This window comes from Chitinimonas sp. BJYL2, assembly GCF_027257935.1.
Lineage (GTDB): Bacteria > Pseudomonadota > Gammaproteobacteria > Burkholderiales > Chitinimonadaceae > Chitinimonas.
The window spans coordinates 33,629-55,858 of record NZ_JANZKW010000004.1; the positions used below are offsets into that span (position 1 = coordinate 33,629).

Annotated in this window: 19 protein-coding genes and 3 tRNA genes; 1 reads left to right on the top strand and 21 read right to left on the bottom strand. The window is 58.6% G+C overall.

The window, feature by feature from the left end; all coding sequences use genetic code 11:
- Positions 1–176: 176 nt before the first annotated feature.
- The 20 genes from O9X62_RS12215 to O9X62_RS12310 all read right to left on the bottom strand — a co-directional run bounded on the left by O9X62_RS12215 (position 177) and on the right by O9X62_RS12310 (position 20,066).
- Positions 177–1,115 carry an alpha/beta fold hydrolase gene (locus tag O9X62_RS12215; protein ID WP_269533166.1) on the bottom strand — a complete coding sequence of 313 codons (939 nt, stop codon included), beginning with the start codon at positions 1,113–1,115 and terminating at the stop codon, positions 177–179.
- A gap of 53 nt (positions 1,116–1,168) precedes the next feature.
- Positions 1,169–2,299: a GNAT family N-acetyltransferase gene (locus tag O9X62_RS12220; protein WP_269533168.1), complete on the bottom strand. Its 1,131-nt coding sequence runs from the start codon at positions 2,297–2,299 to the stop codon at positions 1,169–1,171.
- Positions 2,300–2,313: 14 nt separating this feature from the next.
- Positions 2,314–3,459: an NAD(P)/FAD-dependent oxidoreductase gene (locus tag O9X62_RS12225; protein WP_269533169.1), complete on the bottom strand. Its 1,146-nt coding sequence runs from the start codon at positions 3,457–3,459 to the stop codon at positions 2,314–2,316.
- A 60-nt stretch (positions 3,460–3,519) separates the two neighbouring features.
- Positions 3,520–4,458, bottom strand: a complete 939-nt coding sequence (locus O9X62_RS12230) for a hydrogen peroxide-inducible genes activator (protein ID WP_269533170.1) — start codon at positions 4,456–4,458, stop codon at positions 3,520–3,522.
- A gap of 33 nt (positions 4,459–4,491) precedes the next feature.
- Entirely contained in the window at positions 4,492–5,808 is a 1,317-nt protein-coding gene (gene rimO, locus O9X62_RS12235; RefSeq protein WP_269533171.1) for a 30S ribosomal protein S12 methylthiotransferase RimO, read from the bottom strand.
- 85 nt (positions 5,809–5,893) lie between these two features.
- Positions 5,894–6,454, bottom strand: coding sequence for a polyhydroxyalkanoate synthesis repressor PhaR (gene phaR / locus O9X62_RS12240; protein WP_269533172.1), 561 nt, complete (start codon positions 6,452–6,454; stop codon positions 5,894–5,896).
- 192 nt (positions 6,455–6,646) lie between these two features.
- Complete coding sequence (locus O9X62_RS12245; protein ID WP_269533173.1) at positions 6,647–8,332, bottom strand: ABC transporter ATP-binding protein; 1,686 nt, start codon at positions 8,330–8,332, stop codon at positions 6,647–6,649.
- Positions 8,333–8,347: 15 nt separating this feature from the next.
- Positions 8,348–9,379, bottom strand: a complete 1,032-nt coding sequence (locus O9X62_RS12250; protein WP_269533174.1) for an ABC transporter permease — start codon at positions 9,377–9,379, stop codon at positions 8,348–8,350.
- Positions 9,380–9,389: 10 nt separating this feature from the next.
- Positions 9,390–10,328 (bottom strand): ABC transporter permease, encoded by a 939-nt coding sequence (locus tag O9X62_RS12255; RefSeq protein WP_269533175.1) that lies wholly within the window; start codon positions 10,326–10,328, stop codon positions 9,390–9,392.
- Positions 10,325–12,313 (bottom strand): M3 family metallopeptidase, encoded by a 1,989-nt coding sequence (locus O9X62_RS12260; protein ID WP_269533176.1) that lies wholly within the window; start codon positions 12,311–12,313, stop codon positions 10,325–10,327. Before O9X62_RS12260 ends, O9X62_RS12255 begins: the two co-directional genes overlap by 4 nt.
- 44 nt (positions 12,314–12,357) lie before the next feature.
- Positions 12,358–14,166, bottom strand: a complete 1,809-nt coding sequence (locus O9X62_RS12265; RefSeq protein ID WP_269533177.1) for an ABC transporter substrate-binding protein — start codon at positions 14,164–14,166, stop codon at positions 12,358–12,360.
- A gap of 129 nt (positions 14,167–14,295) precedes the next feature.
- A complete protein-coding gene (locus O9X62_RS12270) occupies positions 14,296–15,537 on the bottom strand; it encodes a lipopolysaccharide assembly protein LapB (RefSeq protein WP_269533178.1) in 1,242 nt (413 codons plus the stop codon).
- Between the two features lie 85 nt (positions 15,538–15,622).
- Entirely contained in the window at positions 15,623–16,039 is a 417-nt protein-coding gene (locus O9X62_RS12275) for a biopolymer transporter ExbD (protein ID WP_308446472.1), read from the bottom strand.
- Positions 16,040–16,072: 33 nt separating this feature from the next.
- Positions 16,073–16,498, bottom strand: a complete 426-nt coding sequence (locus O9X62_RS12280) for a biopolymer transporter ExbD (RefSeq protein WP_269533180.1) — start codon at positions 16,496–16,498, stop codon at positions 16,073–16,075.
- Positions 16,499–16,501: 3 nt separating this feature from the next.
- Positions 16,502–17,143 carry a MotA/TolQ/ExbB proton channel family protein gene (locus O9X62_RS12285; RefSeq protein WP_374708400.1) on the bottom strand — a complete coding sequence of 214 codons (642 nt, stop codon included), beginning with the start codon at positions 17,141–17,143 and terminating at the stop codon, positions 16,502–16,504.
- Between the two features lie 367 nt (positions 17,144–17,510).
- A complete protein-coding gene (locus tag O9X62_RS12290) occupies positions 17,511–18,170 on the bottom strand; it encodes an energy transducer TonB (protein WP_269533182.1) in 660 nt (219 codons plus the stop codon).
- Between the two features lie 314 nt (positions 18,171–18,484).
- Positions 18,485–18,561: transfer RNA gene (locus O9X62_RS12295), tRNA-Arg, on the bottom strand.
- A 33-nt stretch (positions 18,562–18,594) separates the two neighbouring features.
- A tRNA-Arg gene (locus O9X62_RS12300) sits at positions 18,595–18,671 on the bottom strand.
- A 25-nt stretch (positions 18,672–18,696) separates the two neighbouring features.
- Positions 18,697–18,790, bottom strand: a tRNA-Ser gene (locus O9X62_RS12305).
- A gap of 49 nt (positions 18,791–18,839) precedes the next feature.
- Entirely contained in the window at positions 18,840–20,066 is a 1,227-nt protein-coding gene (locus O9X62_RS12310; RefSeq protein ID WP_269533183.1) for an aspartate kinase, read from the bottom strand.
- A 251-nt stretch (positions 20,067–20,317) separates the two neighbouring features.
- On the opposite strand from O9X62_RS12310, the gene lplT reads away from it, so the two are divergent.
- Positions 20,318–21,613 (top strand): lysophospholipid transporter LplT, encoded by a 1,296-nt coding sequence (gene lplT, locus O9X62_RS12315; protein ID WP_269533184.1) that lies wholly within the window; start codon positions 20,318–20,320, stop codon positions 21,611–21,613.
- A gap of 8 nt (positions 21,614–21,621) precedes the next feature.
- On the opposite strand, the gene O9X62_RS12320 is transcribed toward lplT, so the two are convergent.
- Entirely contained in the window at positions 21,622–22,221 is a 600-nt protein-coding gene (locus tag O9X62_RS12320; RefSeq protein ID WP_269533185.1) for a glutathione S-transferase family protein, read from the bottom strand.
- Positions 22,222–22,230: the final 9 nt, after the last annotated feature.

The window sequence follows — 22,230 nt, forward strand, 5'->3', positions numbered from 1 at the left end:
TGGCTGCTCGCCTGCCCACTCCATAACATGCTCTCGGCATGAATACGGAATATAAGTGCATGGTAATTTTCATGGAAATTAACGTCAATCGATACAGAAATCACGCGAATAAATCATGGTAACCACATGATTAATATCGATTAATCCAATAATACAATCCATGCCAACGGCATGAATCATATATCGGCAGGCTGTGGATAAGCAATTCCATGCTGCTTTATCCAATCCAACACCTGTGGATAGACCTCCTGCTCGGCCTGCGGATGGGTCAACATGTCGATGTGGTCGTAGTCGCGCGACAGCCCCGCCTTGCGTGCCAGCAGGCGTATCTCCCTATCGTGCTCCCCCGACTCCTGCGCAAAACGGCGCACGTCTGCTTCATGGCCGCGAACCGGGTCATTTCCGCCCGCCAGATACAGGGTGGGCGGCAAGCGCTGGTCATTCAGGGCGCGGTGATAGTCAAAGCCGTCAGTATCATCAATCCAGGTATGGGCTCTTACCCACTGCTGGCTCTGCTGCAAGCTGCGGCGGGTTTCGTTATCCGCACCAAGCCGCAAGCGGTTTGCCGGCAGGTAGCCCCGGCGCCATGCCACCCACTTGGCGAGCCGATGCCAGACCAGTTCGATTTCAATCAGACGTGCCCAGTTCCAAACCCGTATGGCCCGCTTGCTGCCCAGATAAATGGATGCGGCCACCCGAGACGCCCATGCAGGATGCCTTGCCAGAAAAGCGGTAAGCAGCACCCCGCCCCAAGAGTGCCCAACCAGATACACCGGAATACCGCCCCGCAGGCGGGTGATTTCTGCCATCGCCGCAGGAAGATCAACGCATAGCGTCTCGAACTGGCCATGGGTATCTCCCGCGCGAATGGGCGGCTCAGACAGCCCACGGCCGCGCATGTCCAGCATGTAGACATCCAGCCCCTGGGCCGCGAGCCAGGGGCCCAAGCCTTTGCCACGTTCACTGTAGAAGGTCCGCGCGTTGGCGATGGCACCATGCAGCATCAACACGGCCGGCCCGGCACCCGGAATATGACGGAGGTGCACACGAACGCCCGGTGCCACATCAAGAAATCGGGACGACTGCGGTAGAGAGGCGGGGTCGATCTGGGTCATGGCAACTCAAGCAAGCGATTGATTGACCATCCTAGGGAAGATCCGGCGTCAACTCAAGGCGGCTCAGACCGGAACGGAGCGCGCTCATCAAGTTCGTCCAGATAGTGCGCAACACCCTGGCCCTCACGTACCAGAAAGCGATTTACCGCATCGGCCAGGGCCGTATGGGCAATCCAGTGCCAGGAACGTGTAGGCACTGCCTCCAAGCCCCTTGCCAGCTTGTGCTCTCCCTGCGCTCCACCCTCGAAGACTTGCAAGCCACGCTCGATCGCAAACTCGATGCCCTGGTGATAGCACAGCTCGAAATGCAGGTTGGGCACGAAATCCATTGCACCCCAGTAGCGGCCATACAAACGCTCGGCATCAAACAGGTTCAGCGCTGCCGCAATCGGGGCGCCATCGCGGTAAGCCAGTATCAGCAGGCAATGCTCGCCCAGCACCTCCCCCAGACGGGTAAAGAATTGCGGGGTGAGATAGGGGCTGGATCGATGCTGCAGGTAGGTCTGCTCATAGCAGCGTGTGAAGAACGCCCAGTCCGCGTCGCTGATTGCCCCCCCCACCTTGCGCTCGACCATGACACCGGCCTCCACCACCTTGCGGCGCGCCTGCCTGAGCTTCTTCCGCTTATCGTGATTCAGGGCTGCCAAGAAATCATCAAAGCTCCGATAGCCCCGGTTATGCCAGTGGAACTGGACACCATGACGTTGCATCATCCCGTGCGCGGCAAAAGTCGCGGTATCGCCATCAGGAGGAAACAAGCAGTGAAGCCCGGAATATCCTGATTCCCTCGCCTTATCCAGCACCGCACCCAACAGGTGGCTCGCATGATCCCGGCTGCGCGCCAACAGACGCGAGCCACCCACTGGCGTAAACGGGACTGCCGATAACAACTTGGGGTAATACGGGATACCTGCTCGTTCCGCCGCCTGTGCCCAAGCCCAGTCGAACACATATTCACCCCAGGAATGCTGCTTGAGGTAAAGCGGCATCACGGCCAGCAAGCCCCCCGGCCCTGACAGGCTCGCATGCAGTGGCTGCCAGCCGGTGCCGGGGCCGATGCAGCCCGTCGCTTCAAGGGCCGACAGATAGGCGTGGCAAACGAATGGCTGTGGTCCCGCCAGCGCGTCCCACTGAACCGGATCGAGCTCTTGCATGCCGGAATGAAAACGGACTACGGTCTCCATGCCCGGCATCCGGATCAAGCCAGCCAGGCAGGCAGCTGCGCTGCCATCTGGGCCCGCTCGGCAGTCGCCGCACCGAGAAGCACGAAACCCGTGCAGACCTCTCCAACCAGGTAACGAGCCCGCAAGCCCCCTTCCTGCTCCTCGATCAACCACTCGCCAACCGCACCCGGTGGTGGCGGGGAGACAACCAAGGGGCTTGCCGGCGTTTTGACCAGCACCGGCATCGCCGGGTAGGTCACCATTGCAGCCTGGCCGGCCAAGGTGGCGGCCAGTGCTCGGGCCGACTGCATGATGGGTTGGACAAAAGGCAGCAACCAGCCCGCAACCTGAGCGCAATCACCCAGCGCATAAATGTGCGGATCACTGCTACGCAGATAACGGTCTACTACGATGCCGCGCTCAACCACCAAACCCGCAGCGCGAGCCAACTGGGTGCGCGGGGCAAGTCCGACCGCCGACACCACCAGGTCGGCCTCGATCACCGTGCCATCATCCAGGGTGAGGCGGTAATCCCCATCCTGTCCGTCAACAGACTGCACGCGCCTGCCCAAGCGGAAATCCGCCCCCGCGGCCTGGAGTTTGGTCTGCATCCACCGGCCTGCCGCTTCCGGCAACAAGCGGGACAAGGGCCAGGCAGCAAGATCAACAACGGTGACCTGATGGCCGGATGTCAGCAAGTCATTGGCGAATTCACAGCCAATCAAACCGGCACCCAACAAGACAACCCGCTGCTTGCCCGCAAGCCGTTCACGATAGTGAGCGTAATCCTGCAGGTCATTAACACTGATCACCTGCTCAGCCGCTTCGCCACTCAAGGGCAGGCGTACAGGGTCGGCGCCCAGCGCCAATACCAGATCACCGTAATGAAACTGGCCCGCGGGGGTATCAATGGTCCGGGCAGCAGGATCTATCTGGGTCACAGTGGTATGACTGACGATCTCTGCACGCAGCTCCTCAGCCATCTTGTCGGCCGACTTCATCGCCAGCTGGGCAGCTGTCTTGTTGCCCGCCAGTCCGGTCGATAGCATCGGTTTGGAGTAGAAAGCGCCATCATCGGCGCAGATGATCCGCAAAGCGGCATCGGGACTCAGCTTGCGCAGCTCGCGCGCAAGATTGTAGGCAGCCAGACCGGCGCCCACGATGGTAATCGGCGAAGTCATTGCAGTTTCCGTGGAAGGACAGGACGCGGGCGACACCCGGACGCCCGCAAGACGCGCAGTCTATTCGACCTTGGCGTCCGGCAACAGGCTCACGCCCGGCAACTGGCTCTGCAAAATGGCGCGGCGCACCGCTTCGACGGCTTCGCGGCGGGGGAAGTTGCGGCGCCAGGCCAGTACCACCCTGCGCATCGGCGGCTCGCCCTTGAACGGGCGAATCGTCAGCAGTTGCTCGTCAGCAGGAGTTACCGAGGTAATCGGCAACACGGTCACGCCAATGCCACCCGCCACCATGTGGCGGATGGTGGTCAGCGACGACCCTTGCAAAGTCCGCTGCAGGCTGCTGCCTGCCGGCAGGGCCTCACGATTGAGTTCGGGACAGGTCTGCAGCACCTGATCACGGAAACAGTTGCCCGGTGACAGCAGTAGCACGTTCTCGTCTTCGAGCTGCGCTGCGTCGATGCGTTTGAGTGCCTCCCAGGGATGACCCTTGGGTGTGGCAACTACGAAAGGCTCGTCGTAGACAGCCTGGGTCGCCACACCACTTTCGCGGAAAGGTTCGGAAAGGATGGCAACATCGATATCGCCCTGCTTGAGCATCTCAGCCAGGCGGGCGGTGTAGTTCTCTTCCAGCAGCAGCTGCATTTGCGGCGCAGCGGCACGCAAACGCGGTATCAGGAAAGGCAGTAGATAGGGGCTGATCGTGTAGATCGAACCCAAGCGCAGCGGACCGGAGAGAGGGTCCTTGCCCTGCTCGGCAAGCTGCTTGATGGTCTGGACCTGTTCCAGCACGCGCTGGGATTCCGACACGATACGCTCACCGATGGGCGTAACCGACACATCGCCCGCCGAACGCTCGAACAGGGTAACACCCAGCTCGTCTTCCAGCTTTTTGACCGCCACCGACAAGGTAGGCTGACTGACAAAACAAGCCGCTGCGGCACGGCCAAAATGGCGTTCACGAGCAACAGCAACAATGTATTTGAGTTCAGTCAGCGTCATGGCGTGGCGATCAGGTGAAGCATAAGGGAAAGCTTACACTCGCTGAGCCCACAAGTCATATTCATCGGCATCAACGATCTCCACCTCCAGGAAATCACCAAGCTGTACGCCCTGGCTGCCCTCCACATAAACCAGACCATCAATCTCGGGGGCATCGGCGTAGCTACGGGCTACGACACCCTCTTCGTCGATCTCATCCACCAGCACCGTCAGTTTGCGACCGATCTTGGCCTGCAGTTTGGCGGCGCTGATGGCAGCCTGCTTTTCCATGAAGCGGGCTTTGCGCTCCTCGGCCACCTCTGCCGGTACATGGTTAGGCAATTCATTGGCGGTGGCACCCTCGACCGGGGAGTACGTGAAGCACCCCACGCGATCCAGCTGCGCTTCATCAAGGAAGTCGAGTAGCTGCTGGAAATCCGCCTCGGTTTCGCCGGGGAAGCCTGCAATGAAGGTGGAGCGGATGGCGATGTCGGGGCACACATCCCGCCATGCCGCGATGCGCTTGAGGACATTCTCGGCATTGGCCGGGCGCTTCATGGCTTTGAGCACCGAGTGGCTGGCGTGCTGGAACGGGATGTCGAGGTAAGGCAGCACCTTGCCCTCGGCCATCAGTTCAATCACCTCGTCGACATGCGGATAGGGGTAGACGTAATGCATCCGCACCCAGATGCCCAGCTCGCCCAGTTCACGCGCCAGCTCGGTCATTCGCGTCTTGACCGGGCGGCCGTTGTGGAAACCGGTGCGGTACTTCACATCCACGCCATAAGCCGAGGTGTCCTGGGAGATCACCAGTAACTCCTTGACGCCCGCCTTGGCCAGATTTTCGGCCTCGCGCAGGACTTCGTGGACGGGGCGCGAGACCAGATCGCCGCGCATCGAGGGGATGATGCAGAAGGTACAGCGATGGTTGCAGCCTTCGGAAATCTTCAGGTAGGCGTAGTGCTTGGGGGTGAGCTTGATACCCTGCGGCGGGACCAGATCCACGAAAGGATCGTGAGGCTTGGGCAAATGCTCGTGCACCGCCGCCATGACTTCTTGCGTTGCGTGCGGGCCGGTAACCGCCAGCACCGAGGGATGCACGTCGCGAATCTGCTGGCCTCCCGCCTTGGCACCCAGGCAACCCGTAACGATGACCTTGCCGTTCTCGGCCAGCGCCTCGCCAATGGCATCGAGCGATTCGGTAACCGCGCTATCGATGAAGCCACAGGTATTCACCACCACCAGATCGGCATCGTGATAGCTGGGCGAAATCGCATAGCCCTCGGCGCGCAGCTGGGTAAGTATCTGCTCGGAGTCTGTCAGGGCCTTGGGGCAACCCAGCGAAACGAAGCCGACTTTGGGTGAATTCATGTGTGCGTTCTTTCCTGAATACAAAAGCAGAACGGGCGTGTCAGCCGACACGCCCGTCGTTACAAATCCATTTTAAATCAACTGCCTACTTCTTGTCGTTAGTCGCGCCGGGCGGGAAGCCGAAGCCACTCCACATCGTCTTGGTGCGATCCTGCAATTGCTGCTGCATTTCCACGAACATATTGGTGCTCTGTTCGAGGTAGCTGGTCATCATGTTCTGCATGGCGGGCGCTTGGAACTTCATGAAGTCGCCCCACAGATTCGGGTTATTGCTGGGCGTGCCGTCCTGGTTGTAGAACGTCTTGGACTGCTCTTGCAAACGCTGCTGCATCTGGCTGAACAGCTGCATGTTCTTTTCCAGATAGTTGCCCATCAGACCCTGCATGGCATTGCCATAGATACGGATGATCTGGGTCAGTACGTCGTAGCTAAACATCGGCGCACCACCGCTTTCTTCCTCCAGAATGATCTGGAGCAAGACGCTACGGGTGATGTCTTCATGGGTCTTGGCGTCTTCGACAATGATTTCCACGTTGTCGAGCACAAGCTGTTTGACGTCATCAAGGGTGATATAGCAACTCGTGGCCGTATCGTAGAGCCGACGGTTCGGGTACTTCTTGATGACTCGCCTATCTTTCTCAGCCAAGTTTGTCTCCATTATTTTTTTGAATCAATGACTTAGCAATCAACCCTTGGCGCAATGCCGTCTTGCCGACGAGACGGGTTGTGCGAAGCAGCATAACTATAGCGCAAGCACACAGCCGATGGTGACAGCCGTGCAGTGCGGACAAAACAAAGCCGCCCGAAGGCGGCCTTGCAAGCGGCTACAGCCCACCGGTCAGATGGCGCGACCGGGAATCGCCGACAACAGCTTTTGCGTGTAGGGATGCTTGGGATCGCGGTAGAGCTCGTCCGAGTTGGCGTACTCCACCATTTCACCCTTGTTCATCACCAGCACTTCATCGGAGATGTACTTGACCACACTGAGGTCGTGGGAGATGAACAGATAGCTCATCCCGAACTCGTCCTGCAGATCCTGCAGCAGGTTCAGCACCTGAGCCTGCACCGATACATCCAGCGCCGACACCGATTCGTCACAGACGATGATCTCGGGCTTCATCGTCAAGCAGCGGGCAATGCTGATGCGCTGACGCTGACCACCCGAGAATTCGTGTGGGTACTTGAAGAAGGTGCTATCCGGCATCGACACACGTTGCAGGAGCTCGCGAGCATGGTCTGCGCGGTCCTTGTCGTTATCGAAGATTCCGTGAACGCGCATTGGCTCCATCAGGATGTCGCCCACCGTGAAGCGCGGATTCAGGCTCGCATACGGGTTCTGGAAGATGATATTGAGGCGCTTCTTGAAGGGCTTGTATTCCTTGTCCGAGAGCTGCATCAGATCCTTGCCCTCGAACATGACCTGACCACCTTCGCAGGAATGCAGGCGCAGAATGGTCTTGCCCAGCGTTGTCTTGCCTGAACCCGACTCACCCACGATACCGACTGTCTTGCCCTTGGCGAGTTTGAAGCTCACATCCTTGACCGCTGCCACCTCGCGCTTGCCGAACAGGCCATTGCGCATGGTGTAAGTTTTGGTCAGGTTCTTCACTTCGAGAATGATGGGGTCATCTGCCTTGACGCCACGGGCCCGCTCGCCGGTTGGCAACTCATGCTCACGGCCTTGCAGATAATCCTCCACCACAGGCAAACGCACGGGGCGCTTGTCGATGGTGGGGCGGCAAGCAAGCAGCGCACGAGTGTAAGGGTCCTTGGGCGAGGCAAACACGTCCGCAGCCACGCCTTGCTCCTTGATCACGCCCTGCTGCATCACCACAACGTGATCTGCCATCTCGCGCACGAGTTCGAGATCATGGGTAATGAACAGGATGCTCATGCCGTGCGAGCGCTGGATCTTCTTGAGCAGCTCGATGATCTGCTTCTGTACCGTCACATCGAGTGCGGTGGTGGGTTCATCGGCAATCAGCAGCTTGGGTTCGCAGGCGATGGCCATGGCGATCATCACGCGCTGTTGTTGCCCGCCCGACATTTCATGCGGATAGCTGTCGATACGCTTGTCCGGATCAGGAATACCCACTTCACGCAGCAGCTCGATCGCCCTTTCGCGCGCAGCCTTGCGGCTCAGCGGCTTGTGCAGGCGCAGGGCCTCGACGATCTGGTCGCCAACCCGGTACACCGGGTTCAACGATGTCATCGGATCCTGGAAGATCATCGAAATTTGCTGGCCACAGCGTGCACGACGCTGCAACAGCGTTTCCTTGAGCAAATCCTGGCCTTCGAACAGGATCTGGCTGCCTTCACCAAACTCGGTATTGCTCACAGGCAGCAAGCCCATTACGGCCATGGAGGAAACCGACTTGCCTGAGCCAGACTCACCCACCAATGCCACGGTGCTGTGTTCAGGCACGGCAAAGTCCACACCCTTGAGCGCTTCAAAGCGCTCGCCCTGCCCCATCCGGAAAGTCACACGGAGGTTCTTTACTTCCAGCAGATTCTTGGTCGTCATGACAATTCCTCGGGGTCAGCGGCGCGAAGCCTTGGGGTCCAGCGCATCGCGCAACAGGTCGGTGAACAGACCGAAGGCAACCACGAAGGTGGACATGACCACCGCGACGGTGGCGAGCTGCCACCACTTGCCAAGTACCAGCTCCGGCATCACTTCGTTGATCATGATGCCCCAGGACACGAGATCGGTCGGCACACCCAGACCCAGGAAGGACAGAATGACTTCGGCCTTGATGAAATCCACCACCAGCTGGGAGAGCTGCACCAGAATCAGGTGCGACACGTTCGGCAGGATATGCACGAACATGCGGCGTGTGTCCGAAGCACCGATGGCATCGGCAGCTTGGACGTAGTCACGGCCACGCTGTTTGATGTATTCGGAGCGGATCAGACGATATGTACCCGTCCAGCCCGTGAAGCCCAGAACCAGGATCACCGTGGTAATGCCCTTGCCAAACACTGCGGCAAACGCAAGCACCAGCAGGATGTAAGGCACCGAGGTGAAGATGTTGTAGAACCACTCCAGCAGATCACCCAGCTTGCCGCCAAAGTAACCACCAATCGCGCCCAGCATGGTGCCGATCAAAACCGCCAGCAAGGCAGCCGCCACACCCACCGTGATCGACACCTCACCGGCCTTGATGACCTTGTCGAGAATGTCCCGGCCCCACTTGTCGCCACCCAGCGGCAAGGTCCAGCTGAGCTTGGCCTCACCCTGTTCATATTGCTTGGCCAGCTCGTCGATCTCGGCGTAATACGGCGCGAGCGGGTCCAAGGCTTTCTGCTTCTCATCCACCGGCAGGATTTCCTGGGCAGCAAGGCTGTTCTGCCCCTGCGGATTCGGATGATCCTTGCCCAGGAAGGACGGATTCGCGTAGGAGACACCCTTGTCCTGGTTCCAGTCAGCGGCGATGAGCTCCATGGCAGAGCCTAGGGCAATCAGGAAGTACAGGGCCAGGATGGCCATGCAGACGCGGGCGAGTTTATCGGCCCACAGGCGGCGGCCTGCAGCACGCCAGAAGCCATACGATGCTTGTGCTTGAGTCATGATGGCTGCCTCACTTCAGCTCGACGCGTGGATCAAGCCACTTGTAGAGCAGATCCACCAACAGGTTGACGACCATGGTCAGGATCGCCAGATAAACGGTAATGGCCTTGATGACGGGGAAGTCGCTACGCAACACGGCCGTCACGATCTCTCTACCCAAGCCTGGAATGGAGAACACCATTTCAATCACAAAGGAGCCCACAAACAAGCCCGGCAATTGCAAAGCGAGGTTGGTGGCAATCGGCACGGCAGCATTGCGCAGCACGTGAACGAACATCACGCGATGTTCACTGGCCCCCTTGGCACGCGCAGTACGTGCATAGTCCTGAGTGGTTTCTTCGGCCACAAAGGAGCGATACAGACGCAGGCTGGGCGCTACCGATACGAACAGCAGCAGCAACACCGGCAGCGGTGCATAGGTAGTGACGTTGGTCCAGAAATCATCTGTCCAGCCCAACACGGGGAAGAGTTCGAGCTTGTAGCCGAGCAGCCACTGACCCACCACCACATAAAGCAGCAGGGAGATGGACATGGCTGCGGTGCAGATACCCATCACGGCCCGGTCAGTCAAGGAGCCGCGCCGGTAAGCCACGGCCACGGCAAGACCGGTGGCAATCAAGGCATCGAGCAGCCAGACCTGCAACATCACCGTCAGGGTCACCGGCGCCTTCTGCAGCAGGATGGCCGATACTGCCTCATTGGTACTCCAGCTGTTGCCGAAGTCAAACGTGAACACCTGCTGGGTGAATATCCACAGCTGCATCCATACCGGGGCATTCAACCCCAGCTGATCACGGATGGCCTCGATCTTTTCCTTGCTAGCAATCTTGCCCGCGAGCACAACGGCGGGATCTCCCCCGAAGACGTTGAACAGGAAGAACACCAGCAGAATGACCCCGGCCAGCGTGGGGATCATCTGCCAGATACGGCGAATCAGATAAGCCATCATGGCTGCTTCTCCTGATTGGACTGGCCCGTGATTTCACGGAAGAAGGCATCCGAGTTCGGCTCACGGCCCAGGAACTGGCGCACCAGATCCATCTCGGGCACTTGGGAGCCATTCTCGAGCACGGTGCGGCGGAAACGCAGGCCGGTATCCGTGTTCATCAGGTTGGTACCGAAGGCTGAACGCATATCCAGGGCCAGCACTTCCGACCACATATAGCCGTAATAGCCCGCAGCATACCCCCCGACGATATGACCGAACGCGCCGGGAAACTGGGTGCCCGGCACATGACCCAGCGCGGTTTCGCCTTCCATCTTCACCCACAGTTTCTGCGGATCTTGCGGAATGGGGCCTGCGAGCGCCATGTCATAGGCGGCATACAGCCATTGACGTGCGTACTTGGTACCCTGACCAAAAGCGCGCGCAGCATTGATTTTCTGTACCAGCGACATATCGATGGGCGCACAGCTGCCGCAAGATGCCTGCCACAGAGCCAGCGATGCCGGATCACGCGACCAGGCTTCGAACATCTGCGAAGGCGCCTCTACAAAATCACGCTTGGTATTGGTGCCGGCGTTGAGCGTGTAGCGAGTGCGGCTGAGCACGCCATGCATGATGTGGCCAAACTCATGGAACAGCGTCTCCAGCTCTTCCTGATCAAAACCGGCACGGCTGAAGTTGGTGACCAGCGCCGAGATCGGCGTATTGCCCGTCTTCAGGCTGGACTGGCGTACCGTGAACGCTGCGGCATGCTTGTATTTGCCATCACGCGGGAACAGATCCATGTAGAAGCTGGACAGATACTCGCCGGACGCGGCATCGAATACATCGTAGCCCTTTACATCCTCATGCCAGGTAGCCAGCGCGGTATTGGGCTTGAAGGTCACGCCATACAGCTTGCCGGTAACGGCCATCATCCAGGCAACCGTCGGCTCCGTGGGGAACTGGGCACGCACCACTTCCTGATCAAGGCTGTAACGGCTCTTCTTCAGTCGGCTTTCGTAGAAGAGCTGATCCCAGCGTGTCAGCACTGCCTTGGGATTGCCCGTGTGGGTCGCCTTCAGTTCACGCAATGCAGCGAGCTCGCTCCGCTCGACCGCATTGACCTTCTCTTTCACCTGCTTGAGGAAATCTGCCACCACCTCAGGCTTGCCCACCATGCGCGAACGGGTTGCCAGTTCAGCATAGGAGCGATAGCCCATCAGCGTTGCCTGTCGCTTGCGAAGCTCGGTGACCTCGCGCAGCAAGGCCAGATTCTTGGCGCCACCACGACGCTGGTAGGCGACGTAAAGCGCCTTGCGAACCGCCTCGTCCTCCGCGTTCTCCATTACCGGCAGGTATTCGGGGTAATCGAAACCGACCAGGTACTGACCCTGGGCATTTCGCTTGAAGGTGGCGAGCGTTTCCGCCGGCACGCCTTTCAGTTGCGCTTCGCTGAAAGCAAGTCGCTGCTTGTTTTCCCGGACATTACGTGCGAAGTCCTGCTGCAGCTTTTCCTGGCGAGCCAAGAGGCGTGCAACCTCAGTGCGCTTGGCCTTGGGCAGATTGACACCACGCTCCTCAAAATCGAGCAGCACGCCCTTGAGAGTTTCGGCATCAATCGCATCTGCCGGCTTCAGGGCTTTGAAACGCTTGTAAAGATCCTCGCGCTGCATCAGGCGGTTCACTGCTTCCGACACACGCAGATCACAAGCCTCCTCAGACTGCCGGATGGCCGCATCAGGATGGGTATTGGCGATCAAACCGCCTCCCCACCAGAACTCCACCAGCTTGCCGCTGGCTTGGCTCCACGGCACCAGGACGGTGTCAACCGTTGCCTGCTCCAGTGGCAACTTCTCGATCAGATCAGCTTGCTGGCGGATATCGGCAATCGCCTGATCACACAGCGCCGGTACTTGATCGGCAGGGGAAATGCGGACGGCACCGCGTTCAGCGGCGATGGCGCTGGACACGGACAACGCCAGCGCGAGCGGGATGAGCTTACGCATGCGAACGGCTCCGGTAGGAGTGAATCGACGTGAAGGAATGGACGCTACTTCTTGGCAGCAGCCGCTTTTTGCTTGTCCAGATCAACATCCAGGAACATCCAGTGCGGCATGTTGTCGGGATGCGGCTTGTAGCCCACGACCCAAGGCTGGGCAATGTGGGTACGGATGCGGTTGACGCTATAGATCCAGGGCACATGAGCAGCCACGATGCGGCTCATGTCACGCAGCCGCTCATTGCGCGCCTCCGAAGGCTGCTCCGAAGCAATCTGCTCATAAAGCTTGTCGAAGTCCTTGTTACGGAATCGAGCCTCATTCACCGGACCGGCATTGGGGCCATACAGCAGCTGCATGAAGTTCTCGGCGTCGGGGTAATCCTGCCCCCAGGCACCGCCTGCAAACTGGTAGGTACCGCCTTGACGATTCTTCAGGAAGTCCGAGAAGTTCATCTTCTCGATCGACAACTTGATCTTGATGGCGTTGAAGCCCTTGAGCATCAGCTCTTCCTGATCGCGGCCATCGCTGCCTGTACTCATCATCAACTTGATCGCCAGCGGCTTGCAGCCCGGCTGCTCACGCCAGCCATCGCCGTCGCAATCCTTGTAGCCAAAGCGATCCAGCAAGGCATTGCCGCGCGCAGGACTGAAGCGACCCAGCACGTTCTTGAAGTTGGGATCGTAGCCATTGATCTGCGGCGCCAATGGTGACTGGGCCAGCAAGCCCTGACCATTGCGGATGATCATCAGTTCAGCCATCTGGTTGTAGGCGTAGTTGATGGCACGACGCAGTGCGATCTTCTCGACGCTGCTGCCACCGACAACCGGATCATCCATATTGAACTGATAGTAGGTAATGTCCGCTTCGGCTTCGCGGTAGTAGCGCCAGCCCATCTGCTGGTATTTCTGAGCCAGCTTGTCACCCGGTGCAATCAGTCGTGCATAGTTGAAGCCCAGCCGCGGGTGGGTATCAAGCTGACCGTTCTGGAACGATAGCCAGGAAGCCTGAGGGGTCTCGATAACACGGATATCGATGGTGCCCACGCGAGGGAAAGTCTTGCCGGCAAGCTCGGCGGCAATCTTGGCATCAAAGGTGACGCCAGGGGCCTTCACCGGCTCGTAGCGATAGCCTCGGAAGTTCGGGTTGGCAACCAGGATGATGCGATTGCGACGCTGCCAGGACTTGAGCATGTAAGGGCCGGTACCCACAGGATGGGCCTCGGATGCATCCCCGTAGTGCTCGATGACTTCACGCGCCACCACGCCGGTCGCCGGGGCCGCCGTGATATAGGGCATGTTGTAATCGGGCCGCTTCAACTTGATCTGCAACGTGTAGCGGTCCAGCGCCTTCAGCCCTTCGATGGGCTTGTCGTAGTCAAACTTGCCCGACTTCACAGCTTCGGCAAGCTTCTCGTCAAGACCAATGACCTTACCCTTGAACATGAAGTCCCAAGGTGCGCCACGGCTGGCCGGGTCAACCAGACGCTGGATGGTGTAAACATAATCTTGGGCAACCAACTCACGCTTCTTGCCCTTGAACGCCGGATCATCCGCAAAGTAGATGCCGGGCTTGATCTTGTAGATGAAGGTTTTGCCCTCGTCACGTATCTCCGGCAAATCTGCCGTACGTGGAATCAGGGTCTGGGGACGGGCAAGATAGTCATAGGCCAGCAGCGGCTCGAAAATGCTGCTGTTGATCTCACCTGAGTAATGGTCTGAATACTTGGCCGGGTCAAAACCGGATTCGGGCGCTTCGAAATAGGTGCGAATGGTTTTGGCGGGGTCAGCCGATTGTGCCTGAACAGGGCTAACGGCCAGAAGAAGTACGCCAACAAGGCCGGCAAGATTTGCAGTTTTCATGGTCTGAAGTCGCTGGTAACGGGGCACGGCATGGCACACAGGGAGGATCACCCGCTGAGGCCGCCCGAACGGCATGAAACAACGCAAAAAGGGGCGGCAAGAGCTCGCCGCCCCTCGGACGAAAGTCGATTATCGCTGCTGGGCGTAGTACGACCAGAGTCGAGCCAGATCACCGGTACCATCGGTACCCTTGACTGTCTTGAGCGTCTGTAGCGCCTTGGCCTTCTGCTTGGCCAACACCAGGGCAATACCATAGCGCAGGGTAGCATCCTCTGGACGACGCAGGCCGCCCTTGGCAATGCCCTGCTCCATCAGATTGAGCCCTTTGTCCGGCTGACCCGAAGTCACCAGGTTAAAGCCCAGATTGACCATTTGCGTACCGTCAGCTGCGGCCACTGCAGCGGCCTCGGTTTGAGCCGCGACCTTCTTTTCATCCGCCACACGCTTGTTGGCGAGGTCCATCAGGCGCTTGTGGCGCTCAGCCTCAGCACCGGTACCCATTACGCCTGCGGCATAAGCCTGCTCGACGACATTCTTGGCTTCGGTATTGAAGCCCTCCTGAAGCGACAGCTGAGCCAGCTCCATGTAATCCGTCGTGGTGCTCAGATTGCCCGTGGCCAGCTTGAGGCGATAAACATCAATGGCCAGGCGATCGGAGAAACCGGACTTGCGCTGGATACGATTGATGATGTCTGCCCAGTAAGACTTCTTGGGATAGCGGGCAACCAGCTTCTCCAGCGTCGCCACATAGGCATTTGTGTTATTGAGGCGCAGGTAGGCATTGGCCAGCAGTTGCAGGCGTTCTTCCGAAGAGGCGCGGCCTGCCTTCTCATCTGCACGGACCTGGGCTTCCAGTTCACGTGCTGCGGCACCGACATCACCACTCATGAATTTGAGCTGGGGAATCAGGCCGGTAATCTGCGGATTGGTACCGCCTTCTTTTTCGTAGCGGGCAGCCCACTGCGCGGTACCGTTGTAATTTTTGGCCCGGTAAAACGCACTGACCAAGGCCTCCATGGCCTGCAGTTTCTCGGCGTTACCCATCTTGCCCGTGGCCGATGCCGCTTCGAACGAGACGGCGGCGAGGTTCGCATCACCTGCCGAAGCGGCGGCGAACGTATTCATCCGGTGAACGGAAAATGCCTCAAAGGGAGTCTTGCCAGAAACCGATTCAGCTTCGCGAATTTTCGCGAGCGCTTCCTTGAACTTGCCCGACTTCATCAGTGCGCCAGCAGCCTGTAGCGGCTTGCCAATTTCAGGCCTGACGGCCTCGGCATGTGCGGCTGCGGGACTGGACGACTCGGAGACGAGTACTGGAAAACCGAGAACAGCCCAAAGCAACAGGCCTGCGGAAAAGGAACGCGTAGACATCATGATTCCGACTTTTCCCTACGAGGAGAAAACAAAAAAAGCGGGATGACATCAACTGAATGATGCCATCACCGCCTCACGGGTATTACATAAACTGCTCGTTACCAACCATACCGATCTTGGTAACGCCAATACGCTGCGCTGCTGCCATCACTGCCGCCACATCCTTGTATGGAACAAGTTTGTTGGGGCGGAGATGCACCTCAGGCTGGTCCGGCATGGCCGCGAATTCAGTGAATCGCGTTTCCAGTGCGCCGATACCGGCAAGGGGCGCGCCATCCATATAGATGGTGCCATCAAAGTCGATGTCCACACGGTGAACAATCGGCTCCTGAAGGGGCTTTTTGTCGCTCGGTGGCGGCATATCCAGCTTGACCGAGTGCAACTGCACCGGGATGGTAATGATCAGCATGATCAGCAACACCAGCATCACGTCGATCAGCGGTGTCGTGTTCATCTCGACCATGACATCCGGTTCACCGGAAGAAGAGCCTACGCTCATGCCCATGGCTTATCCCTCATTAGCTAAACTGGTTCAGCCCTTGGGTGGAGGTTCGGTGATAAAGCCGACCTTCACGATCCCTGCGCGCTGACACGCCACCACGACACGGCCCACAAACTCGTAGCGAGCACCCTGATCTCCGCGGATTTGAACTTCCGGCTGCGGAATCTTGGGCGACTCTTCCTTGAGCTTGGCGACCAGCGCCTCTTGGTCAGGAATTAGAACCTGGTTCCAGTAAACGTCACCATCTTTGGTGACCGAAATGTTGATGTTTTCCGGCTTGGTCTCGTTTGCCTTGATTTCTTCACTAGGCAGCGTGACCGGGACAGTGTGGATGGCAACCGGGATGGTGATCAGAAAGATGATCAACAACACCAGCATCACATCCACGAGCGGGGTGGTGTTAATTGCCGACACCACCTCGTCGTCGCCGGACTCCGTTCCGACGTTCATGCCCATGGGTTAGCCCTTTTTGTTGCTCAGCAGAACGCTGTGCAGGTCAGCACCGAAGGCGCGTACTTGTTCCAGACCGGTCTTGTTACGACGGATCAGCCAGTTGTAACCCAGCACGGCAGGCACAGCAACTGCCAGACCGATGGCGGTCATGATCAGCGATTCACCCACGGGACCAGCAACCTTGTCGATCGAAGCCTGACCGGACATACCGATCTTCACCAGAGCGTGGTAGATACCCCAAACGGTACCGAACAGACCCACGAACGGTGCGGTCGAACCCACGGTAGCCAGGAAGGCCAGACCATCGCCGAGACGGCTCTGGATGTTTTCCACGGCGCGCTGGATGGACATGGTGACCCAGCTGTTCTTGTCGATCTGCTCCAGCAGGGCGCCTTCGTGGTGCTCGTTGGCGTTCAGGCCGGTTTCAGCGATGAAGCGGAACGCGCTGTTTTCTTCCAGCGTGGCCACACCAGCCTTGACCGAACCAGCGCTCCAGAAGGTTTCGCGAGCGGCCTTGGCTTGTGCAAACAACTTTTGTTGTTCCCACAGCTTGGTGAACAGGATGTACCAAGTGCCCATGGACATGATGACCATGATCACAAGGGTACCCTTGGCAACGAAGTCAGACTGGGACCACAGGGCTTGCAGGCCGTAGGGGTTATCCGTGGTGACATCAGCGGCGGGGGCGGCAGGTGCTTCTTCAGCGGCAGGGGCAGCTGCTTCTACAGGTGCAGCAGCTTCGACCGGAGCGGCCGCAGCATCGGCGGGGGCAGCAGCGGCATCAGCCGGCGCAGCAGCAGCCGGCGCTTCTTCAGCGTGAGCAGCCTGAGAGACAATGATCGCTGCCGCAGGAGCAGCAGCAAGGGCAACAGCCGCAAACAGTGCGGACAAACGGTTGGCTACAGACATGATGCTTCCAGTTCCTTAGCTAGATGGATTCGGCAGAGCCGAAAGACTTCCCGATTAACACTTGTGATCCGCCCGAAAACTCCCGGGCAGATCACACGCCCAAAAATCATTCTTCCGTGAGATTGAACTCAACAGGGTAATACGTTGTTACATCCTGGCCTTGACCGCGGCACTTCAAGCGCTTCACCGCTGCGACAGCAAGGTTGTTGACCTTCGGATTCGTGGACTTCACGACGCGGGCGCTCTTGATTTCGCCACCACCGCCAATCACCACCTCAACCGTAGCTTCGGCGCGGGTGATTTCTTCGCGGGCTGCGAGCACAACGAACTTGTCCTGCATCTGATCGCCAACTTCGCGAACATTGGAACACAAACCACGCACGCTGGGCGGCTGCGGCGGTGCAGGCTGCGTCGTCACCGGCGCAGGCGCAGGCGCAATAGTGCGCTCAGCGGGAACCTGGCTGGTTGTGGCCGTGATGGTCGGCGCCACAGGCGGCGTCTGAACCTGCACTTCAACCTGCGGAACAAACGACGGCGGCGGTGGCGGCGCCTTGAAATCAGGAGGTGGAGGCGGAGGAATCTCCGGCGGCGGAGGCGGCGGTGCCTCTTCGATGATTTTCGTATCCAGTGGCTTCTGGATGATCTGGATCACCTTGGTGTGCAGACCATTCATCAAGGCATAGCCGATAACAACGTGCAGAAGGATTACCAGACCAAAGCCAACAATGTGCTTGGACGGATTCCTCTGCTGCTGCGCGTAATCCATGTTTAACCCTCTACCCCTACCAGATTGCCTGGCAGGCATTAGCAACACGACAGACGCAGGTGGGATGCGCTACGGCTGTCACCCTGAGTTGACGACCAGCGCCACCGGTTTTAACTGACCGCGCAAACTGACCAAACTCCTAGTCTAGTCACCACGCGTCCCGGGAGCAATCGCCTTGTGTCGATACCTGCCCGAAGCACTGGAAGCAGGACAATACCACTAAAATACCTGCCAATACCACTAGAGACTAATATTTGTCTTTTTGTTGTCTCTTTACGACAAAGGCCACTTTCGTGGCCTTTGCGCTTGATATATGGCGCGCCCGAAGAGATTCGAACTCCTGACCCCTTGGTTCGTAGCCAAGTACTCTATCCAGCTGAGCTACGGGCGCATATATTGGGATACGACGACTTGTTACATCTTTTGGCGCGCCCGAAGAGATTCGAACTCCTGACCCCTTGGTTCGTAGCCAAGTACTCTATCCAGCTGAGCTACGGGCGCGCTATTTGACCGACGTCGTTCTTGTTGGCGGAGAAGGAGGGATTCGAACCCTCGATACAGGTTTTGGCCCGTATGCTCCCTTAGCAGGGGAGTGCCTTCGACCTCTCGGCCACTTCTCCGTCACAAGAGGTGCGCACTATAGCGATGCGCCCCCCATGCGTCAAGCAATCAGGGTTCCTGATCGAGATTAAATGCCTTGTGAAGCACACGCACCGCCAGCTCAAGGTATTTCTCGTCCAGCACGACCGAAATCTTGATCTCCGAGGTGGAAATCATCTGGATATTGATGCCCTCTTCTGCCAGCGTGCGGAACATGGTTGATGCAATGCCGACGTGCGAACGCATGCCAACGCCCACGACCGAAACCTTGCAGATCTTGTCCTCGCCCGAGATCGATTTGGCGCCGATATGGGCCTTTACGCCCTCCAGAATGCCCAAGGCCTTCTGATACTCGCCACGCGGCACGGTGAACGAGAAGTCGGTATGCCCTTCGGCACCCACGTTCTGGATGATCATGTCCACATCAATGTTGGCATCCGCCACGGGGCCCAGGATCTGGTAAGCGATACCCGGCTTGTCCGGCACACCCGTGACATTGATGCGGGCCTCGTCGCGGTTGAAGGCGATACCCGAGATAATGGCCTTTTCCATATTGTCTTCTTCCTCAAACGTAATCAGTGTGCCCTCTCCTTCCTCTTGGAAGCTGGAGAGCACGCGCAACTTGACCTTGTACTTGCCGGCAAACTCTACCGAGCGGATCTGCAGCACCTTGGAGCCCAGGCTGGCCATTTCCAGCATCTCCTCAAAGGTGACGGTCTTCAGTCGCCTCGCCTCCGGCACGACTCGTGGGTCCGTCGTATAGACCCCATCTACATCGGTGTAGATCTGGCACTCATCCGCCCGTAAGGCAGCCGCAAGCGCCACCCCGGTCGTATCGGAACCACCTCGTCCCAATGTTGTGATGTTGCCCTCGGCATCCACCCCCTGAAAACCGGCCACAACCACTACCTTGCCAGCCTTCAGGTCGGCGCGGATCGGCGCTTCGTCGATATGCTGGATGCGCGCCTTGGTATGTGAGCTGTCGGTCAGAATCTTGACCTGGGCGCCGGTATAGCTGCGCGCCTCAAGTCCCTGATCACGCAGGGCCATCGATAGCAGACCAATGGTGACCTGCTCACCCGTGGCGATGATGACATCCAGTTCACGGGGATCGGGCTGCGCCTGAATTTCCTTGGCCAGCGCAATCAGGCGATTGGTTTCGCCACTCATGGCGGACACGACCACAACGACATCGTGTCCCTGGGATTTGTACTTTGCTACACGGCGGGCCACGTTCTTGATTCGCTCAGGCGAACCCATGGACGTACCACCGTATTTCTGGACGATGAGCGCCATTACTTCCCTCGGGGGCATTTCAGAAAAGGAAACTGAATCTAAAGAAAGGCCAGTACGAACACAAGGCTGAGAGGACTACGAAATTAGAATATTTGAGGCACGCTGGGCTATCGCTGGAGCATAAGGCTGACGGGATGGGCTGGCCAGGCGGGATAGCATCATGCGGCAGTGCGTCATCGAACTGGTACGGTCGTATGGTATAAAGCCCGCTCCTGTGTTCTGCGCCCTGCCCTTGCGGGCAACGCCCTCCGATGGATCGCGGTTTCTATATCATCCTCGCCGCGCAGTTCCTTTCTGCGCTGGCCGACAATGCCCTCTTCATCGCAGCACTGGCGCTCCTGAAATCTCAGGCTGCGCCTGCATGGCACCAGTCCATGCTGCTCTGGTGCTTTACGATTTCCTATGTTGTGCTCGCACCCTTTGCCGGATCGTTTGCCGATTCCATGCACAAGGGTCGAGCCATGATGCTGTGTAACGGCATCAAGCTTGCCGGCTGCGTGGGCATGCTGGTGGGGCTACCCCCCATCCTGGCGTATGCCATCGTCGGCTTCGGCGCAGCGGCTTATTCACCGGCCAAGTACGGGATCATTACCGAATACCTGCCTCACGATAAGCTCGTGGCAGCCAATGGCTGGCTTGAAGGTGCAACGGTCAGCGCCATCATCTTCGGCACCGTGATCGGCGGCTTGATCACCGGTCCTTCCATGGCAGCATGGCTTGCCAAGAGCACGCTACTGCAAGGCTTGTCTGCGCCCATGTTTGCGTTGATCGTGCTGGCCTGCATCTATCTGGCTGCAGCCTGGGTGAACCTCTATGTCCCCAAGCTCAATGTCACGCTCAAGCCCATCCACTTCAGCCCCAGCTTCCTGATCAAGGAGTTCTGGGAGTGCGTCGTCAAGCTTTGGCGGGATCCACAGGGCCAGTTGTCGCTCGCGGTGACCACCCTGTTCTGGGGTGCCGGAGCCACAATGCGGCTGGTGGTCATCAACTGGGCCATCATCTGGCTGGGCTTCAATCTGGAGCAAGCTACGCGACTGGTGGCGATTGTTGCTTTCGGCACGGCTGCCGGCGCAGTCATTGCCGGGCGCTACATACCGCTCAAGCAGGCCTTCCGGGTGTTGCCCGCAGGCGTGGCCATGGGGATGATGGTCGTGAGCATGCTGTTTGTGTACGACGTACGGCTCGCGGGCGTGCAGATGTTCATTGTGGGCGCCATGGCCGGATTCTTCGTCGTACCACTCAATGCCATGCTTCAGCATCGTGGCTTCATGCTGATGGGCGCGGGCCACTCCATTGCGGTACAGAACTTCAACGAGAATCTGGGCATCCTCGTGATGGTCGGCGCACACGCCCTGCTGGTGAAGTACTTCAGCTCGCCGCTCAGCGACAATATGCACGGCGAGGCGCTGTCCTACTTCAGTAGCCTGGGGGGTATCCCGCCCATGTACACCATCATCATCGGCTTCGGCACCTTGCTCATGGTGACCATGCTCATCATCATGCATCGTTACCGGCGCGGTCTGGCCGCCGGCAAGATGCAGGACTAGATGACGGGCTAGCCCATCGGCACAAAACCGGGCGTGGATTGGACCCGTGCCAGCCATGCCCGGATGTGTGGGTATGCCACCAGGGAGAATCCTCCCTCTTCCGCCACATGGGTGTACGCAAACAGGGCGATGTCGGCGATGCTAAGCGACGTACCGGCCAAGAATGCCCGTGTGGCCAATTGCTGCTCCATCACATCCAGCGCTTTATATCCCTGCACCCGACGCTTGGCGATTTCTTCCGCCAGCGCTTCCGCTTTACCGGCAAACCGAACCCAGAAGCGTACGGTTGCAATGTATGGCTCATGGCTGTACTGCTCAAAGAACAGCCATTGCAACACCTCGGCACGCTGGCGGCGATCTCCGGCCCATAGGTCCGTGCCCTCTGCCAGATAACACAGGATCGCGTTGGACTCAGCCAGATGGCTACCATCGGGCAAGGTCAGCACCGGTACCTTGCCATTGGGGTTCATGGCCAGGAAGGCCGGGCTGCGGGTTTCGCCACGCAGCGTGTCAACTTCCTGCCACTGATAGGGCTCACCCAGCAGTTCAAGCGCCAACTTGAGCTTGTAGCAGTTACCCGATAGAGCCATGCCGTGCACGGTATACATTGCAGTCCT

Coding starts and splice junctions, on each gene's coding strand:
- O9X62_RS12215 (WP_269533166.1), bottom strand. CDS start 1,115: ATGACCCAGATCGACCCCGCCTCTCTACCGCAGTCGTCCCGATTTCTT.
- O9X62_RS12220 (WP_269533168.1), bottom strand. CDS start 2,299: ATGGAGACCGTAGTCCGTTTTCATTCCGGCATGCAAGAGCTCGATCCG.
- O9X62_RS12225 (WP_269533169.1), bottom strand. CDS start 3,459: ATGACTTCGCCGATTACCATCGTGGGCGCCGGTCTGGCTGCCTACAAT.
- O9X62_RS12230 (WP_269533170.1), bottom strand. CDS start 4,458: ATGACGCTGACTGAACTCAAATACATTGTTGCTGTTGCTCGTGAACGC.
- rimO (WP_269533171.1), bottom strand. CDS start 5,808: ATGAATTCACCCAAAGTCGGCTTCGTTTCGCTGGGTTGCCCCAAGGCC.
- O9X62_RS12245 (WP_269533173.1), bottom strand. CDS start 8,332: ATGACGACCAAGAATCTGCTGGAAGTAAAGAACCTCCGTGTGACTTTC.
- O9X62_RS12250 (WP_269533174.1), bottom strand. CDS start 9,379: ATGACTCAAGCACAAGCATCGTATGGCTTCTGGCGTGCTGCAGGCCGC.
- O9X62_RS12255 (WP_269533175.1), bottom strand. CDS start 10,328: ATGATGGCTTATCTGATTCGCCGTATCTGGCAGATGATCCCCACGCTG.
- O9X62_RS12260 (WP_269533176.1), bottom strand. CDS start 12,313: ATGCGTAAGCTCATCCCGCTCGCGCTGGCGTTGTCCGTGTCCAGCGCC.
- O9X62_RS12265 (WP_269533177.1), bottom strand. CDS start 14,166: ATGAAAACTGCAAATCTTGCCGGCCTTGTTGGCGTACTTCTTCTGGCC.
- O9X62_RS12270 (WP_269533178.1), bottom strand. CDS start 15,537: ATGTCTACGCGTTCCTTTTCCGCAGGCCTGTTGCTTTGGGCTGTTCTC.
- O9X62_RS12275 (WP_308446472.1), bottom strand. CDS start 16,039: ATGAGCGTAGGCTCTTCTTCCGGTGAACCGGATGTCATGGTCGAGATG.
- O9X62_RS12280 (WP_269533180.1), bottom strand. CDS start 16,498: ATGGGCATGAACGTCGGAACGGAGTCCGGCGACGACGAGGTGGTGTCG.
- O9X62_RS12290 (WP_269533182.1), bottom strand. CDS start 18,170: ATGGATTACGCGCAGCAGCAGAGGAATCCGTCCAAGCACATTGTTGGC.
- O9X62_RS12310 (WP_269533183.1), bottom strand. CDS start 20,066: ATGGCGCTCATCGTCCAGAAATACGGTGGTACGTCCATGGGTTCGCCT.
- lplT (WP_269533184.1), top strand. CDS start 20,318: ATGGATCGCGGTTTCTATATCATCCTCGCCGCGCAGTTCCTTTCTGCG.
- O9X62_RS12320 (WP_269533185.1), bottom strand. CDS start 22,221: ATGTATACCGTGCACGGCATGGCTCTATCGGGTAACTGCTACAAGCTC.